This window comes from Arthrobacter globiformis (assembly GCF_030815865.1).
In the GTDB taxonomy this organism is placed as follows: Bacteria; Actinomycetota; Actinomycetes; order Actinomycetales; family Micrococcaceae; genus Arthrobacter; species Arthrobacter globiformis_B.
Map to the genome: position 1 here is coordinate 4,553,166 of NZ_JAUSXI010000001.1, position 16,544 is coordinate 4,569,709.

Sequence of the window (16,544 nt, forward strand, 5' to 3'; positions counted from 1 at the left end):
GAGGTTACTCTGCCACGGTGGACTGGATGAGAGCTTTGAGTGTGCCCTTCTCGATCTCCCCCAGAACACGCGACGCCACCCGGCCCTGCTTGTCCACCACGAGCGTCGTGGGGACGGCGCCAGGGGGCACCAGACCGGACACGGCCAGCAGCACGCTGCCGTCCTTGTCATCGAAGCTCGGGTAGGTAAGGCCGAAGGTCTTGTCAAAGGCGTCGGCTGTGGCCTTCTCATCGCGCAGGTTCACGCCGAAGAACTGGACGCCCTTGGGCTTGAACTCCTGGTGGAGGGCTTCCAGCAGCGGCGCCTCAACCCGGCACGGCGCGCAGGCGGCAAACCAGAAGTTCAGCACGGTGACCTTGCCCAGGAAATCCTTGGGCGCCACGGCGGTGCCGTTGAACAGGGTGCCCTGGATTTCGACGGCAGATTTGCGGTCTGCAGCGGCGAATTCCGTCACCGAACCGTCGCCGGCCACGTAGTTCTTGTTGTCTCCGGCCTTGGCCTGCTTGGCCAGGGCGTCCTCCTGGGCGCAGGCGGACAGGCCCAGCGTGATTGCCGTGAGGGCCAGGCCGCCGGCGGCGAGGACGCTGCGGCGGGAACTTTTGGGCGTTTCAGTCATAACTTAGGCTCCGGGGGTGCTCGAGGCACCGGGAAGAAGGGCGGCGGCGGGTTCGCTGTACTCCACGCGCAGCAGGGCACCGTCGTCGCCGAAAACCAGGGAGGTGAGCGAAGTAAGGGTGCATTCGCGTTTCCGCGGATCGTGCCACAGCGGCCTGCCCTCGGCGCTGAGCCGCGTGGCCCAGATCGGAAGCTGGTGGCAGACCAGGATGGCCTCGGCACCGTCGCCGCCAAGCTCGATGGCCTTGGCGCGCGCTTCTTGGACGGCCTCGGTCACACGGGCTGCCTGCAGCTTGTAGGGCTCGCCCCAGGACGGCCGGAAAGGGTTGATCAGGTGCGGCCAGTGCTTGGGGTTGCGCAGCTCGGCCTTGGTGACCTTCATCCCTTCGAAGTAGTTTTCCGCCTCGATGATGCGGCCGTCGGTGTGGATGTCCAGCCCGAGAGCTTCCGAGGTGGGCTGGGCCGTTTCCTGGGCACGGGTGAGCGGCGACGCCACCAGGTACACGATGTTGGCGCCCTGGGAGACGCGTTCGCGGAAGTGCTCGGCGAGCGTCTGCGCCATCTGCCGGCCAAGTTCGGAGAGGTGGAATTCAGGCAGCCTGCCGTACAGGACACCTTCGGGGTTATGGACCTCGCCGTGGCGGAGCAAATGGACAGTGGCTTGGGGCATGTCTACCAGTTTCTCAAAGGGCAGGGGTAATGGCGAAATCTTCTACATCTAGTAGAACTCAGAAATTTTTAGAAAAGTTCCCAACCGATGGAATAAAAGATGCAAATGCATGTTTATACTGGATGCAGCAGTTAGTTGAGACTTCAATAAAAGCTTCAACGACTACCGGATAGACCCACTGATACAAGGAGAACCACCATGGCACTTTCCACCGAACTCACCCGCGGCACCTGGACCCTCGACAACTCCCACAGCGAAATCGCCTTCACCGTCCGCCACGCCGGCATCAGCAAGGTCCGCGGCCAGTTCAAGGACGCCACCGCAACCCTGGACCTCGCCGACGACGTGACGGCCACCAAGGTCGAGGCCACCATCCAGACCGCCAGCTTCGACTCCGGCGACGCCAACCGCGACGGCCACGTCCGCGGCGAAGACTTCTTCGACGTCGAGAAGTTCCCGGAGATCTCCTTCGTCTCCAACGGCCTCGTTGCCAACGGCGACAGCTACGAACTCCAGGGCGACCTGACCATCAAGGGTGTCACCCGCCCCGTCTCCCTCGAGACCGAATTGAACGGCGTTGCAGTTGACCCCTTCGGCAACACCCGCGCCGGTGTTTCCGCCGAGACCACCATCAGCCGCAAGGACTTCGGCCTGACCTGGAACGCCGTGCTGGAAGCCGGCGGCGTCCTGGTCAGCGACAAGGTTGCCATCAACCTTGAACTTGCCTTCATCGCACCTGCAGCCTAGGTTTCAGGCAGGTCCGGCAGCCACGATTACTGGCATCGAAACGCCCCGTCCGCGGACTCTCCGCAGACGGGGCGTTCGGCTTTCGGCCTTCTGGAATTGGCATGGTCCCGGGCTTAAAGTGAAGGCCATGAGCACCCCCAGCGATGAACCGGAGCCCCCTGAGCGCGGGGCCGTGCCGCCGTCCGGCAGCGACCATCCGCCGCCGGGACAGCCGACGCCGGGACAGCCGTTTCCGGGGCAGCCGTTTCCGGGGCAGCAGCCGCCCGCCAGTGGGGGCCGGTTCGCTTTCGAGATGCCGGCAGACCGGCCACGGAACTTCGGCGAGGCTTTGCCAGCCGGCGGCTTCTCCGGCCTCTTCGGCGTGACAGGGCTGCCCACAGAGCTCAAGGTGTCCTACTGGATCTGGGTCGGCTGGCCCTCACCATCGTGGCCGCGGCTTCGCTACTGCTGGCCATCATCAGCTCGAGTTTCCCGGCGGGCCAGGACGGGAACTGGCTGGGCTTCATGGTGAGTCTCGTGGCCACCGTGCTGATGTGGGTACCCAACTCCCAGAAATGGTTCGCCGCGGCACGGGACCGCCCCTGATAGATACCCGGCAAACTCCTCCCGGCAACGCCGCCGATTTTCAAAGCCGAGAATCCCCTGCCGGCAGCGTTTCCGCAGGTTGGCCCGCCTTTGGAATACCTCTCCGGAATGATCCACCGCGCACCCGCTGAGGGGTACGGTGGGAAGTGAACCATGCTGGGGAGGGCAGGCGTCTGAACCGGTAGCCGATTCAGACGTCACTACGCAAAGGACCGCTCATGAGCAATCCTCCAGTCCCGCACTCCAATGACCCCGGCTCCAACGAGCCCGACGACGGTTCCCAGCCAGGCAACGGGCAGCCCCGCTTCGGGCAGGGCACCCCCCAGTACGGCCAGAACGCACCGCAGTACGGACAGGACGGGCAGGGCGGACAAGGCGCTCCTCAGTACGGACAGAATGCTCCGCAGTATGGCCAGGGCGGACAAAGCACCCCGCAGTACGGCCAGAACTCGCCACAGTACGGACAGGGCGGACAAGGCGCTCCCGAGTACGGACAGCCCCCGTATGGCCAAAACCCGCCGCAGTACGGACAGTCGCAGTCCGGTCAGTCCCCCTACGGCCAGAGCCCTTACGGCCAGTCCCCCTACGGGCAGTACCCGTCGGAACAGGCCCAGGCAGCCACCGGCGCCGGCGTCCCGAAGTTCGTGAATTATTCCTTCTGGATGATCATCGCTGCGGGCGTCCTGTCGATCCTGTCCATCCTGATCACGATTCCCACCCTGGATGACCCGGCCATGCGGAGCACCTTCGAAGAGCAGCTGCGCGGCAGCGGCCAGAACATCGCGTTCGAGGACGTCAAGGGCTTCATCATCGGAACCATGGTGGTCTTTGCCCTGATCGGCGCTGGCCTCTACGCGCTGGTGGCGTTCAACGTCCGGAAGGGCAAGAACTGGGCACGCATCCTGGGCACCGTCTTTGCGGCACTCTCCGTGTTCACCCTTTTCCCGCTGGGCCTGAACACCCTGGTGGGCCTCCTCGGCATCGCCGCGATCGTGATGCTGTACCTGCCGGGAGCGGCACCATACTTCCAGAAGCCGCAGCCGTTCGCCAACCCCTACTCGCAGCCGGGCGGCCCGTACGGCCGCTAGGCGCAGCGCACAACTGCTAGCTACGGGCAAGCCGCCAGGCACCCCGCAAAGCAACAAGTCTTCCCGCCAACGGGCGCGGATTCCTGAAAAGCCGAGGTTACTCCGGCTGGCCGGGCGTCTGCGCCCGTTGCGCGTGGTAGGCCAGGATCTGCAGCTCGGTGGCCATGTCCACCTTCCTCAGCGTCACGTCGTCGGGCACCTGGAGCATCACGGGCGCAAAACTGAGGATGCTGCGCACGCCGGCACCCACCACCCGGTCACAGATGCTCTGGGCCACTGCGGCAGGCAGCGCCAGCACCACCATGTTGGTGCCGGTCCGCTCCAGGACGGTTTCCAAGTCCGCAACGTCGCTGACCCGCAGCCAGCCCACCTCGTTGCCCACCACCATCTGGTCGGCGTCGAAGATGGCAACCACGTCAAAGCCCCTGGATTCGAAGCCGCCGTAGCGGGCCAGTGCCTTGCCCAGGTTGCCGGCGCCGACAATCGCGACTTTCCAGTCATGCGTCAGGCCCAGTGCGGCGGCGATGTGGCGGCTCAGGTACTGCACCTCATAGCCCACGCCGCGGGTGCCATAGGAGCCCACGTGGGACAGATCCTTGCGGAGGGTTGAGGAGCTGACTCCGGAAAGCTCAGCCAATGATTCGGAGGAGACGCGCTCGGTGCCTTCGGCCAGCAAGGAGTTCAGGGCACGCAGGTAGATCGTCAGCCGGGCCACGGCCGCCGGCGGAATCTGCTTTCCGGCAGCACCGGTGGGCCCGGTTGGCCCGGGCACGGCTTGGGATGGTAGATCGAGCGAAGTCACTATCTGCTCCGTTGCGTCGCGTTGTGAGTCCACTCTAAATCCCCATCAGTTATGTCAACAAAGCCGACGCCATTGTTCGAAATCAGCTAATCCCCTGCGATGGCCCGGCGCAGGACACGCTCCAGGTGCGCCTCGTCGATCTTCCAGAAGTCGCGCTGGATCCCATCCACCAGCACCACCGGAATCTCCTCGGCGTAGCGGTCGCGCAATTCGTCGTCGGAGTCCAGCTGCCGCTCGGTCCACTCAAGTCCCAGCCCGGCAGTCACCCGGCCGACGGCGTCGCGTGCCGCGGCGCACAGGTGGCAGTCAGCTTTGGTGAGGAGAACGACGTCGGGATTTGCCATGCTTCAACCGTATCGCCGTTCCCGGCGGTGAGCGACGCGGCGGCCGTCAGGTGCGGGGTACTGCATTGACTAGACTCAGTGGCATGCCCGAGGAGAAGTACGTCGCTGTGGCCCACCGTCCGGTTGCGAAGCAGCAACACGGCGAGGCTGCCTTCTTCGACGTCGACAACACCCTCATGCGCGGCGCCAGCCTGTTCCACGTGGCCAGGAAAATGCACCAGCGCGGAGCCTTCACAATTGCGCAGGCAGCGGGTATGGCGTGGAAGCAGCTCAAGTTCGTGCTCCGGGGCGAGAACCTCAATGACGTCCACGCGGTGCGGGATGCCGCGCTGAGGCTTGCCGCCGGCATCACGGAGGAGGACATCAGGGCGCTGGGCGAGGAAGTCTACGACGAGATGATCGCCTCCCGGATCTGGCCTGGCGCGAAGGCCCTGGCCGAGCAGCACCTGCGGGTGGGCCGGAAGGTGTGGCTCGTCACCGCGACGCCGATCGAGGTGGCCACGGTGATTTCCACCCGGCTGGGGCTCACCGGCGCCCTCGGGACAGTGGGCGAGACCAAGGACGGCTTCTACACCGGCAGGCTCGTCGGGGACATCCTGCACGGCGCAGCCAAAGCCGTGGCGGTCCAGGGCATCGCGGACAACCACGGACTGGACCTGAAGCGCTGCTGGGCGTACAGCGACTCCTACAACGACATCCCGCTGCTGACGATGGTGGGCCACCCCGTGGCGATCAACCCGGACGCCCGCCTGCGCAAGCACGCCCGCGAACACAACTGGCCGGTCTACGACTTCCGCTCAGGCCGCCGGGCCGCCACCCTGGGCCTGAAAGCAGCCACTGCAGGCGGAGCAGTCTACGGCCTCTGGCGGGGCTACACCCGCTTCCGCGGCCCCCGCGCCTGACGCTGCTTTTCCCCTTCGACGCGCCGATTCCCCCACGACACGGGATTTGCCCCTGCGCCAGGCGTTTTGCGCGTCGCGGGACGGCCTGCGCGGCGCGGGACGCAAAAATGCCCGCACCCTCGAAAGGGAGCGGGCATTGACGCGTAGAGCGGACTCTACTTCTTATTGCGGCGCTGGTGACGGGTCTTACGAAGCAACTTGCGGTGCTTCTTCTTGGCCATACGCTTGCGACGCTTCTTAATAACTGAACCCACGAAAGTTCCTTACAAACTAGATGCAGTACCTGTCTGATGGAGAAGGTCCGTGGACTGAGCAACAGACTAAACAACTGACAGATTCTTACAGTGACGTAAAACGTTCCTTAACAGCGTACCGCTTATCCGGAGCACCCCCTGACCAGCACAGCTCCTGTGGCGTGCAGCGGCCCCCAAGGCGGCTGCAGCAACCACGGGATCGGTGCGGTCAGTCGGGTCCGGTTAGGCGGTGCCGGTATGACCGTCCACGACAGCACCCTTGAGGTACTGTTCGACGGCGGTCTCCGGGACGCGGTAGGAGCGGCCGAACCTGACGGCGGGCATCTCCCCCGAATGGACAAGGCGGTACACGGTCATTTTGGAGACACGCATTACCTCAGCCACCTCGGCCACGGTCAAGAACTTGGCGTTCGAGAAGTTCGACTCTGCGGACATTACCCATATTCCTTTGCTCTCAGCAACGACGCCGGTCTATCTGCGGTGTGCGCCGATGCTGAGCCATCGAACAACCGTGTGCTAGTTACTCTAGATGCTCACGTGGCCATTGTGAAAGCCCGGCGCTTCCGGGACGATGCGGCCAGCTGTTCGAGGACGGAGGCCGTCACATCCCACTCCATGCAGGCGTCCGTGACGCTCTGGCCGTAGGCCAGGTCCGAGCGTCCGGCAGCGTGTTCGGCCACATCGAGGTTCTGTGCACCGCCTACGAGGAAGCTCTCCAGCATGACGCCGGCAATGGCCCCGGCGGCCGTTCCCGCGTCCTCGAGCTGGGCGCCGATCTCGAGCGCCACCTCGGCCTGGCGGTGGTGGCTCTTGCCGCTGTTGGCGTGGCTGGCGTCCACGATCAGCCGCGGGTTGAGGTTCTTGGCGGCGAGCTTGGCGGAGGCCGCTTCGACGTCGGCGGCGGAGTAGTTGGGGCCCTTCCGGCCGCCGCGGAGGATCACATGGGTGTCGGGGTTGCCGGCGGTGGACACCAGGGCGGCCCGGCCGTCGCCGTCGATCCCGAGGAAAGCCTGGGCTGCGGCGGCAGCGCCGCAGGCGTCGACCGCAACCTGGAGGTCGCCGTCGGTCCCGTTCTTGAAGCCGATGGGCATGGAGAGGCCGGAGGCGAGCTGCCGGTGGATCTGGCTTTCCGTGGTCCGCGCGCCGATGGCGCCCCAGGAAATGAGGTCGGCCATGTACTGCGGGCTGATGGGCTCGAGGAACTCGGTGGCGGTGGGGAGACCCAGGGCGGTGACCTGCTGCAGGAAGCTGCGGGCCGCGCGCAGGCCGCCGGCGATGTCGTGGCTGCCGTCCAGGTGCGGATCGTTAATGAGGCCCTTCCAGCCGACGGTGGTGCGCGGCTTTTCGAAGTAGGCGCGCAGGACGATGAGCAGGTCTTCCTTGTGCTTCTCGGCCTGGCTCACCAGCCTGCGGGCGTATTCCAGTCCGGCCTTGGGGTCGTGGATGGAGCACGGCCCCACGATCACCAGCAGGCGGTCGTCCACGCCGTCCATGATGGCGCGGACTTCGTCGCGGCCGCGCTCGACGACGTCGGCCGCCTTCGCGTCCAGCGGCAGTTCCGCGATCATTTCCTGAGGCGTGGGCAGGGCGGTGATCTCGCTGACCCTCAGGTTCGACGTGATCTGGCGTTTCGACGTCGACGATGCGGGCGACTGCTGGGGTTCGGTGACTGTTGCGCTCAATTTGGGGTCCTGTTCCGCGTGGGAGCGGGCCCCTGATCAGAACCCGCCGTAGATATGGCGAAGGGCAGAGAGTGATCTCTGCCCTGTTGGCTCTGAAGGAAAGTTGGATGCGTGTCAGTTAGACGCGGGCCCCTCCAGAGCCAACGAAAAATACGCATACCAACGGTTAGTCATGGAAACGACCATAAGCCCACCCTGGTAGATCGCCAAATCGGCTGCGTCACAGTCGGACCACGCACCAGCCCAAAGAGACCCCGCCCACCCGGCAGTTGCTGGCTGGGCGGGGCCGTCAGGGGCGGGCCAGGTCTACGCCGTGGTTTGTTCCACCCGCTGCTTGGCAGGCTCGCCGTAGCGTTCCTGCTCGATCTGTTCCAAACTCTTGCCCCGGGTGTCCGGTGCCCAGATAATCCCGATGACCATGGCGGCCACCAACGCCCCGATCATGATGAGGCCAACAAAGGGGACACCTTGCTCGGCCAGCAGCGTCGGGAACCAGTAGCTCAGCAGGCCGACAACGATGCGGGCGACGAAAAAGAGCACGCCCTGCGCGCTGGCCCGGTAGCGGGTCGCAAACATTTCGGCTGCCCACAGAGCGTAGAAGGCCTGGGCTCCGATGCCGGCCGAAAGACCCCACAGTGCCGCGAAGAGTATCAATACCGGCATTGTGACGTGGACAAAGACCAGCAGGACCCAGGCGGCAAGGCCCAGCACGGCGCCGATCCCGTATAGCAGGCGGCGGTCAATGCGGTCGCCGTACTTCATAAAGCCGAAATACGTCGCTAGGACCGTAAGCGTCCACAGCAACACCTGCAGCAGATTCTGCTCAGCGGACGATTCAACCCCGGACGACTCGTAGACGCGCGGCATGAATATGCCCATCTGGCCGGCAACCAGGTTCCAGAGGGCATAAACGCCCACGAGGAAAAGAAGGGCCTTCAGGTTGGTGGCGTTCGTCAGCAATTCGCGGTAGTTGCGGCGCTTGACGCCGGATGCCTCCTCCAGCAGACGCGCTTCGTTCGACTTCTTCCAGGTGTGGGATTCGGAAAGTCGGCGGCGGATCCACCAAGTGACGAATGCAATGACGAAGAGGTGGGCGAAGACCAGACGGCTACCCAGCAACCCCAGCGGAACGACGACGGTAGCAAGGAGGAACACCAGGGCCGGAGCGAGCGACCACGCAAACTGCGCGGTACCCACGTGCCGGGCCCGCTGTTCAGAGGGCGCCTCTTCCGCGATGTAGGTCCAGGCGACGGGCACGCCGGCTCCGACTGCGATCCCTGTGAGGATCACGCCAACGATGAGCATCCAGGGGGCCACGGCAAAAATCACCAGGGCTGTGCCGATCATGTACAGGATCAGGTCGTAGGTGTAGATGAACTTGCGGCCGTAGCGGTCGCCGAGTGGGCCGCCGATCAGCGCGCCGACTGCAGCACCGAACGCATTGGCGCTCAGGGCGGCAATAAGCCCAACAACAAGGTTGCTGAATCCGAAATACTCCTGCCACAGCGTGAGGCTTGTCGCCAAGGCAATAATGGATCCGGCTTCGATGTAGTTGGACATGGATACCGCGACAGTGGCCTTCCAGCCGCCTATCTCTGGGGTGTTGGTCATAATGAATCTTTCTCCGGCGACGCCGTTGGCACCGGGCAGCCGCGATTGGCCCGCCCTGTATTGATACGTTTCAAGGACTCCTGCAACTCGTCAGTTCGTGGAGGAGTTCAAGGTGAGGTCGAGAGGCTCGTAGCGGCGCAGGCTGGTTCCGGCGCCGACGATCCTGCGAAGCTGCGGCAAACCGCCGGTGGCCACGCCTGCTGCCCGCGCTTGGATGAGCACGTTGCCGAGGGCTGTCGCCTCAACTGGGCCGGCGATGACGGGTTTGCCGGTTGCTTGGGCGGTGAGCTGGCAGAGCAGCGCGTTCTGCGAGCCGCCGCCGACGATGTGCACCACGTCGACCCCAACACCGGCGAGGCGTTCGGCGTCGGCGATGGTGCGGGCGTAGCCTGCGGCGAGGCTGTCCAGGATGCAGCGGACGATCGCTGCCGGGTCGTCGGGAAGGACGGCGCCGGTGTTGCGCGCTGCGGCGCGGATGCGGTCCGGCATGTTGTCCGGGGCGATGAAGGCGGGATCGTCGGGGTTGATCCGCGGCCCGCTGGGCGGGAGCGCCGCGGCCGCGTCGAGGAGATCCCCGATCGCGGGCCGGTAGCCGCCCTCCGCCCAGGCGCGCTGGCATTCGCTGAGCAGCCACAGCCCGCCGACGTTGCGCAGGTACCGGGTGGTGCCGTCCACGCCGCGCTCGTTGGTGAAGTTCGCCGCGCGGCTGGCTTCGGTGAGCACCGGGCTGTTCAGCTCCAGCCCCACGAGGGACCATGTCCCTGAGGAGATGTAGGCGAAGTTCTCCTGCTCCGCGGGAACAGCGGCGACGGCCGAGGCGGTGTCGTGCGAGCCGACGGCCACCACCTTCGTTGCCGCTGGCAGCCCGGTCCGTTCGGCGATTCCGGTCAGCAGCGTTCCCAACGTTTCGCCCGGCTGGATCAGCGGCGGGAACAGATCCTTGGGCAGGCCCATGGATCCAAACAGCTCGCTGGCCCACTCCCCCGCTAGGGCGTCGAACAGCCCGGTGGTGGAGGCGTTGGTGGCCTCGGTGCGGCGCTGCCCGGTGAGCCGGAATGCGATCAGGTCAGGGATCAGCAGCGCCTGCAGCCCGTCCAGGTCCGGTTCGGTGGCGAGCTGGTAGAGCGTGTTGAACTGCAGGAACTGCAGCCCCGTGGTGGCATAGAGCCGTGCCGGGTCCAGTTTGCCGTGCACCCGGGCGACGGCGGCGCGGCTGCGCTCGTCCCGGTAGCTGTACGGCTGCGCGGTGAGCTCGCCGGCCTTGTTGACCAGGCCGTAGTCCACCGCCCAGGTGTCGATGCCGATGCTCATGATCGTTTCCCCCTGCTCCGCTGCAGCCTTGCCGGCGGCAGCGAGGCCGGTGAGCACCTCGGCGAAGAGGGCGTCGAAGTCCCAGCGGAGGCCACCGTCGGACTGCATCACGGCGTTGGGGAAACGGTGCACGACGTCGAGCGTGGCCCGCGCCGGACCGCCGTCGGCGGCGTCTGCTCCAGTGCCGATGCGTCCCAGGATGACCCGCCCGGAGGAGGCGCCGATGTCGACGGCCGCGAACAGGCCGCCGTCGACACTGGCAGTTGGCACGGTACTCAACGCAGGAAGGCGGCCGCGACGCCGGCGTCCACGGGGATGTGCAGGCCGGTGGTGTGCGAGAGTTCGTTGCTGGTGAGCACGGCCGCGGCGTTGGCGACGTGCTCGGGCAGGACCTCGCGCTTGAGCAGGGTGCGCTGGGCGTAGTACTCGCCCAGCTTTTCCTCGTCCACGCCATAGACGGCGGCGCGTTTGGCGCCCCAGCCGCCGGCGAAGATCCCGGAGCCGCGGACCACGCCGTCGGGGTTGATGCCGTTGACGCGGATGCCGTACTCGCCCAGTTCCGCGGCGAGCAGGCGGACCTGGTGGGCCTGGTCGGCTTTGGTGGCGGAGTAGGCGATGTTGTTCGGGCCGGCGAACACTGAGTTCTTGGAGGAGATGTAGATGATGTCCCCGCCCAGGCCCTGCTCGATCATGACCTTCGCGGCAGCCTTGGCCACCAGGAACGAGCCCTTGGCCATGACGTTGTGCTGCAGGTCCCAGTCCTTCTCGGTGGTTTCCAGCAGCGGCTTGGAGATGGACAGGCCGGCGTTGTTAACCACCAGGTCCACGCCGCCGAAGGCCAGCACCGCTTCATCGATGGCGGCGGCCACCTGGGCCTCGTTGGTGACGTCTGCCTGGACGCCGACGGCGACGTCCGGTCCGCCGAGTTCGGCCGCGACGGCCTGCGCGTTACCGAGGTTCAGGTCCGCGATGACCACGCAGGCGCCCTCCGCGGCGAGGCGGGTGGCGATGGCCTTGCCGATGCCCGACGCCGCGCCGGTCACCAGGGCGATGCGGGTCGCGTGGGACTTGGGCTTGGGCATCCGGGCCAGCTTGGCTTCCTCCAGGGCCCAGTACTCGATCCGGAATTTCTCGGCTTCGTCGATCGGGGCGTAGGTGGAGATCGCCTCGGCGCCGCGCATCACGTTGATCGCGTTCAGGTAGAACTCCCCGGCGACGCGGGCGGTCTGCTTGTCCTTGCCGTAGGAGAACATCCCCACACCCGGGACCAGCACGATCGCGGGGTCCGCACCGCGCAGGGCCGGGCTGTCCTGGTCCGCGTGGCGGTCGTAGTAGGCCTGGTAGTCCTCACGGTAGGCGGCGTGCAGTTCCTTGAGCCGGGCCACGGAGTCCTCGATGGAGGCGTCCGCGGGCAGGTCCAGGACCAGGGGCTTGACCTTGGTGCGCAGGAAGTGGTCCGGGCAGGAGGTGCCCAGCGCGCCCAGGCGGGAGTGCTCGGCGGCCTCGAGGAACTCCAGCACGGCGGCATCGTCGCTGAAGTGGCCAACCTGCGGCTTGTCGGCCGAGGCCAGGCCGCGGATCACCGGAGCCAGCGCGGCGGCCTTCGCGCGCCGTTCGGCGTCGGCCAGCGGGGCATAACCGGGCAGTTTCGGGCCGAAGGGTTCGGCCTTGCCGTTTTGGGCGATGTACTGCTCGGCCTGTTCGATGATCCAGAGCGAGTTGGCTTCGGCTTCCTCGCTGGTCTCGCCCCAGGCGGTGATGCCGTGCCCGCCCAGGATGGTACCGATGGCCTGCGGGTTGGCGTCCTTGATCGCGGCGATGTCCAGTCCCAGCTGGAAACCCGGCCGGCGCCAGGGCACCCAAACCACCTTGTCGCCGAAGATCTTCGCGGTCAGCGCTTCACCGTCGGCGGCAGTGGCGATGGCGATGCCCGAGTCGGGGTGCAGGTGGTCCACATGTGCGGCGTCCACGAGCCCGTGCATGGCGGTGTCGATGGACGGTGCGGCGCCGCCCTTGCCATGCAGGCAGTAATCGAAGGCCGCGACCATCTCGTCCTCGCGCTCCACGCCGGGGTAGACGTTCTTCAGCGCCTGCAACCGGTCCAGGCGCAACACCGCGAGGTTCTGCGGCTGCAGCGTGCCGAGGTCCCCGCCGGAGCCCTTCACCCAGAGGAGCTGGACGTCCTCCCCGGTGACAGGATCCTTTTCGGCGCCCTTCGCGGAGGTGTTGCCGCCGGCGAAGTTCGTGTTCCGCTTGTCCGCGCCCAGGCGGTTGGAACGGGCGATAAGGTCCTGGACCGTCTTGTTGGTTGCTGTGTTCTGCATGTTCATGCCCTTATGCGCCCCATCCTGATTGCTGGCCGCCCACGCGGTCCTCGTTGATTTTCTTCTGGTAGCCGCTGGCCTTGTAGGCAGCCAGCGGGTCCGCGGGCAGCCCGCGGGATTCACGCCACTCGGCCAGGACGGGCCGGACGTCGGTGTAGAAGGCGTCGTTGAACACGGCGTTCGCGGCCAGGACGTCGCCGGAGCGCTGCGCTTCGGTCAATGCCTCGGAGTCGATGAGCAGGGCCCGGGCGGTCATCTCCTGGACGTTCAGGACCGAGCGGATCTGGCCCGGGATCTTCTCCTCCAGGTTGTGGCACTGGTCCAGCATGAGCGCAACCCCGGAGTCCTTGCCGAAGCCGCCGCCGCGGATCACCTCGTACATGATCCGGAACAGCTGGAACGGGTCCGCCGCGCCCACGATCAGGTCGTCGTCGGCGTAAAAGCGCGAGTTGAAGTCGAACGAGCCCAGCTTGCCCAGGCGCAGCAACTGCATGACGATGAACTCGATGTTGGTGCCGGGGGCGTGGTGGCCGGTGTCCAGGCAGACAAAGGCCTTCTCGCCCAGCGCCAGGGTCTGCGCGTATGAGGTGCCCCAGTCCGGAACGTCCGTGTGGTAGAAAGCCGGCTCGAAGAATTTGTACTCCAGCACCAGGCGCTGGTCCTCGCCCAGGCGGGCATAGATCTCCTGCAGGGACTCTGCCAGGCGGTCCTGCCGGCCGCGCATGTCATCCTGGCCGGGGTAGTTGGTGCCGTCCGCGAGCCAGATCTTCAGGTCCCGGGACCCGGTGGCATGCATGATGTCGATGCACTCGAAGTGATGGTCGATCGCGCGGCGCCGGACGGCGTCGTCCGATGACGTCAGCGAGCCGAACTTGTACTCGTCGTCCTGGAATGTGTTCGAGTTGATCGTGCCCAGCCCCACACCGAGGCCGGCCGCGTACTCCTTCAGGGCGGCATAGTCGTCCACCTTGTCCCACGGGATGTGCAGCGCCACGGTGGGCGCCAGGCCGGTGAGGTGGTGGACTTTGGCGGCGTCCGCCAGTTTCTCCTGGACGGTGCGCGGGGTACCGGGCGTGCCGAACACCTTGAACCTCGTGCCCGAGTTGCCGTAGGCCCACGATGGGACCTCGATCGCAAGCTCCGAAAGCCGGCCCAGTGCCGATGCTGTGTTGTTCATGATCTTTCTTTCGTCAGTGTTTGCCAGTGAAAGTAATTTGAAGATTTAGTGTTTGGCGGCGGCGTCAGCGTTGCTGCCGGTGGCGGCGGCCAACTGCTCGTCGAGGTTGAACACCTCGTCGACGACCCGGAAGCCCTCGTCGGGCGGAACATCACTGTCCCGGAAGAGCGTGGCCATCTCCGCTTGCCAGCGGTCGTTGACGTCCGTGAGGGCCATCCGGGCCCGCACCGCGTCGAAGTCGTCGCATTCGAGGTAACCGATCAGCAGCCCGTCGTTGTCCAGGAACAGCGAGTAGTTATTCCAGCCTGCCTCCCTGAGGGCAGCCAGCATCTCCGGCCAGACTGCAGCGTGGCGCCGGCGGTATTCCGCCAGCAGCTCCGGCTGGACGGAGGATCGGAAGCAAACCCTCATGTTGTACTCCTGTGGACGTTTCGGCTACGGCGGAAAAGCGGAAGCGAATTCGTTCGGCTTTGAATATTCTCCGCCTTTGAATCGTTTCATTGTTACGATTCAAAGTACTCTGGGTGGAAGAAGGGTGTCAAGCGTTTCACCCGGGCGGGCAAATCGATCTTCGGAGGTTCAGCAGAATGTCGCGGGCAGCCAGCATCAAGGACGTCGCCAACCACGCTCAGGTTGCGGTGGGAACGGTTTCCAACGTCCTCAACAACCCGGACCGCGTCTCCAAGCGCACAAAGGACAGGGTACTGAAGGCCATCGACGAGCTCGGCTTCGTCCGCAACGACGCCGCCCGGCAACTGCGCGCCGGGCACAGCCGGACCATCGGCGTCGTGGTCCTGGACGTCGGCAACCCGTTCTTCACCTCGCTGGTCCGTGCCGCCGAGGATGCGGCGGCAGTGAACGGCAGCGCCGTGCTGCTGGGCGACAGCGGCCACGACGCGAACCGGGAATCGCACTACATCGACCTCTTCCAGGAACAGCGGGTCCAGGGCCTGCTCATCTCCCCGGTGGGCGACGTGGCCGACCGCTTGGATGCGCTCCGGCAGCGCGGCGTCCCCACGGTCCTGGTGGACCGGCTGGCTGACGAGGACCGCTTCAGCTCCGTGTCGGTGGATGACGACGCCGGGGGCTACCTTGCAGCCCGGCACCTCCTCGATCTCGGGCGCAGGAAGCTGGCCTTCGTGGGTGGGCCGCTGTCCATCCGCCAGGTGTCCGACCGCCTTCTCGGCGCCCGCCGCGCCGTGGCCGAGGTGGACGGGGCAGCGCTGGAGGTACTCGATTCCGACGGCCAGTCCGTGCTTGCCGGACGCGGCGTGGGCAACAGGCTCGTGGGCCGGGGCGCCGGGGACATGCCGGACGGCATCTTTTGCGCCAACGACCTGCTGGCGCTCGGAGTGATGCAGTCGCTGACCATGATGAACGGCGTGCGCATTCCGGAAGATGTGGCCCTGATCGGCTATGACGACATCGATTTCGCCGTGTCCGCCGTCGTACCGCTCTCCTCCATCCGCCAGCCCACCGACGCAATCGGCAGGACCGCCATTGAACTCCTGACGGAGGAACTGGACGCGCAGCACCCGCGGCACAGGGCCGTCGTCTTCACGCCCGAGCTGGTGGTCAGGCACAGCACCGCGGGCGCCGAAGCGCCCCACTGACGGTCCCCTTACCGCCAGCGTCCGGTCAGAAGACACCCAGCAGGTCGGCTTCCGGCTTGAAGCCCAGCACTTCCAGGCGGGCGGCCACGAACGCGGCGATCCGCCGGGCTCCCCGCTCGTGGAAGTGGGTGTCGTCCAGCAGGCCGCCGGCCCAGTGCGCGTGTTCGCCGGGGCCAAAATGGAAGAACAGCTCCTTGGACCCCTCCTCGCCAAGCTCGGCGTACAGGGCCCGGGTCCAGGCGTGCAGGTCCACCACGTCGAGGCCCAGCTCGGCGCCCAGTTCGCGGACTACCGCGGGGTACTCCCCCAGCGTCTCCTCGAGGCGGCCATCGCTGAAGTGACGCCGCTCCACCGAAGTGCAGAGGACGGGGGTGGCACCCTTGGCCCGGACGTCCAGCACCATCCGGCGGAGATTTTCTTCATAGCCTCCCCGGGCGGCCAGGTGGCGGCGCTTCTGGTCGTTGTGGCCGAACTGGATGAGCACCACGTCGCCGCTGACCGCCTGGTGCAAGAGTTCGTACCAGAGCCCCTCCTCCCGGAAGGACTCGGTAGTTGCCCCGCCCTTGGCGAAGTTGTGCACGGCACCCCACGAGTAGACCTGGGGCGCGAGGTGGGCGCCCCAGCCACTCATCGGATACTCGTAGCTCGGGCAGGTGGCCACGGTCGAATCTCCGGCCAGCAAAATCTTCATGCTCTTCCTTCCGCATCAGTTCCCGTTGATGATCAGCCGCCGGCGGCCCGCCGGTCAAGCAGTTTTTGAAACGTTACACATCCCCCGCCAACGGAGTACACTGGGCAGCAGACGGAACGGGAAAGCGC

The 16,544-nt window shown here is 66.0% G+C and carries 18 protein-coding genes; 5 read left to right on the forward strand and 13 right to left on the reverse strand.

What is annotated here, in order from left to right:
• Positions 1–4 precede the first annotated feature (4 nt).
• The gene (locus QFZ33_RS21265; RefSeq protein WP_307030736.1) at positions 5–616 is read right to left on the reverse strand and encodes a TlpA family protein disulfide reductase; all 612 of its coding nucleotides are present in this window, start codon (positions 614–616) and stop codon (positions 5–7) included.
• Positions 617–619: 3 nt separating this feature from the next.
• Positions 620–1,285, reverse strand: coding sequence for a histidine phosphatase family protein (locus QFZ33_RS21270; protein WP_307030738.1), 666 nt, complete (start codon positions 1,283–1,285; stop codon positions 620–622).
• 198 nt (positions 1,286–1,483) lie between these two features.
• Here QFZ33_RS21270 and QFZ33_RS21275 point away from each other — a divergent pair, with 198 nt between their 5' ends.
• The 3 genes from QFZ33_RS21275 (at position 1,484) to QFZ33_RS21285 (ending at position 3,705) form a co-directional block, all read left to right on the forward strand.
• On the forward strand, positions 1,484–2,032 hold the full coding sequence (locus QFZ33_RS21275; protein ID WP_307030739.1) for a YceI family protein: 549 nt from the start codon (positions 1,484–1,486) through the stop codon (positions 2,030–2,032).
• Between the two features lie 426 nt (positions 2,033–2,458).
• A complete protein-coding gene (locus QFZ33_RS21280) occupies positions 2,459–2,617 on the forward strand; it encodes a hypothetical protein (RefSeq protein WP_307030740.1) in 159 nt (52 codons plus the stop codon).
• Positions 2,618–2,835: 218 nt separating this feature from the next.
• Entirely contained in the window at positions 2,836–3,705 is an 870-nt protein-coding gene (locus QFZ33_RS21285; RefSeq protein WP_307030742.1) for a hypothetical protein, read from the forward strand.
• Positions 3,706–3,802: 97 nt separating this feature from the next.
• Here QFZ33_RS21285 and QFZ33_RS21290 read toward each other — a convergent pair whose 3' ends face one another.
• Complete coding sequence (locus QFZ33_RS21290) at positions 3,803–4,507, reverse strand: redox-sensing transcriptional repressor Rex (protein ID WP_307030744.1); 705 nt, start codon at positions 4,505–4,507, stop codon at positions 3,803–3,805.
• Positions 4,508–4,593: 86 nt separating this feature from the next.
• The gene (locus tag QFZ33_RS21295) at positions 4,594–4,851 is read right to left on the reverse strand and encodes a glutaredoxin family protein (RefSeq protein WP_307030746.1); all 258 of its coding nucleotides are present in this window, start codon (positions 4,849–4,851) and stop codon (positions 4,594–4,596) included.
• 83 nt (positions 4,852–4,934) lie between these two features.
• Here QFZ33_RS21295 and QFZ33_RS21300 point away from each other — a divergent pair, with 83 nt between their 5' ends.
• A complete protein-coding gene (locus QFZ33_RS21300) occupies positions 4,935–5,753 on the forward strand; it encodes an HAD family hydrolase (RefSeq protein ID WP_307030748.1) in 819 nt (272 codons plus the stop codon).
• 155 nt (positions 5,754–5,908) lie between these two features.
• Here the strand turns inward: QFZ33_RS21300 and QFZ33_RS21305 are convergent, their stop codons facing one another.
• From QFZ33_RS21305 to QFZ33_RS21340, 8 genes are all read right to left on the reverse strand, one after another.
• Entirely contained in the window at positions 5,909–6,007 is a 99-nt protein-coding gene (locus QFZ33_RS21305; RefSeq protein WP_003792170.1) for a 30S ribosomal protein bS22, read from the reverse strand.
• A gap of 222 nt (positions 6,008–6,229) precedes the next feature.
• Positions 6,230–6,442, reverse strand: a complete 213-nt coding sequence (locus QFZ33_RS21310) for a helix-turn-helix domain-containing protein (protein ID WP_003797758.1) — start codon at positions 6,440–6,442, stop codon at positions 6,230–6,232.
• A gap of 98 nt (positions 6,443–6,540) precedes the next feature.
• Positions 6,541–7,689 (reverse strand): 3-deoxy-7-phosphoheptulonate synthase, encoded by a 1,149-nt coding sequence (locus tag QFZ33_RS21315; RefSeq protein ID WP_373427310.1) that lies wholly within the window; start codon positions 7,687–7,689, stop codon positions 6,541–6,543.
• A 306-nt stretch (positions 7,690–7,995) separates the two neighbouring features.
• A complete protein-coding gene (locus QFZ33_RS21320) occupies positions 7,996–9,300 on the reverse strand; it encodes an MFS transporter (protein WP_307030750.1) in 1,305 nt (434 codons plus the stop codon).
• Positions 9,301–9,390: 90 nt separating this feature from the next.
• Entirely contained in the window at positions 9,391–10,881 is a 1,491-nt protein-coding gene (locus tag QFZ33_RS21325) for a rhamnulokinase (RefSeq protein WP_373427311.1), read from the reverse strand.
• Between the two features lie 5 nt (positions 10,882–10,886).
• On the reverse strand, positions 10,887–12,941 hold the full coding sequence (locus QFZ33_RS21330; RefSeq protein WP_307030754.1) for a bifunctional aldolase/short-chain dehydrogenase: 2,055 nt from the start codon (positions 12,939–12,941) through the stop codon (positions 10,887–10,889).
• Positions 12,942–12,945: 4 nt separating this feature from the next.
• On the reverse strand, positions 12,946–14,112 hold the full coding sequence (gene rhaI, locus QFZ33_RS21335) for an L-rhamnose isomerase (protein ID WP_307030756.1): 1,167 nt from the start codon (positions 14,110–14,112) through the stop codon (positions 12,946–12,948).
• 45 nt (positions 14,113–14,157) lie between these two features.
• A complete protein-coding gene (locus QFZ33_RS21340; RefSeq protein ID WP_307030758.1) occupies positions 14,158–14,523 on the reverse strand; it encodes an L-rhamnose mutarotase in 366 nt (121 codons plus the stop codon).
• Between the two features lie 176 nt (positions 14,524–14,699).
• On the opposite strand from QFZ33_RS21340, the gene QFZ33_RS21345 reads away from it, so the two are divergent.
• The gene (locus QFZ33_RS21345; RefSeq protein WP_307030760.1) at positions 14,700–15,725 is read left to right on the forward strand and encodes a LacI family DNA-binding transcriptional regulator; all 1,026 of its coding nucleotides are present in this window, start codon (positions 14,700–14,702) and stop codon (positions 15,723–15,725) included.
• A gap of 25 nt (positions 15,726–15,750) precedes the next feature.
• Here the strand turns inward: QFZ33_RS21345 and QFZ33_RS21350 are convergent, their stop codons facing one another.
• Positions 15,751–16,416 (reverse strand): rhamnogalacturonan acetylesterase, encoded by a 666-nt coding sequence (locus QFZ33_RS21350; RefSeq protein ID WP_307030762.1) that lies wholly within the window; start codon positions 16,414–16,416, stop codon positions 15,751–15,753.
• Between the last annotated feature and the right edge of the window lie 128 nt (positions 16,417–16,544).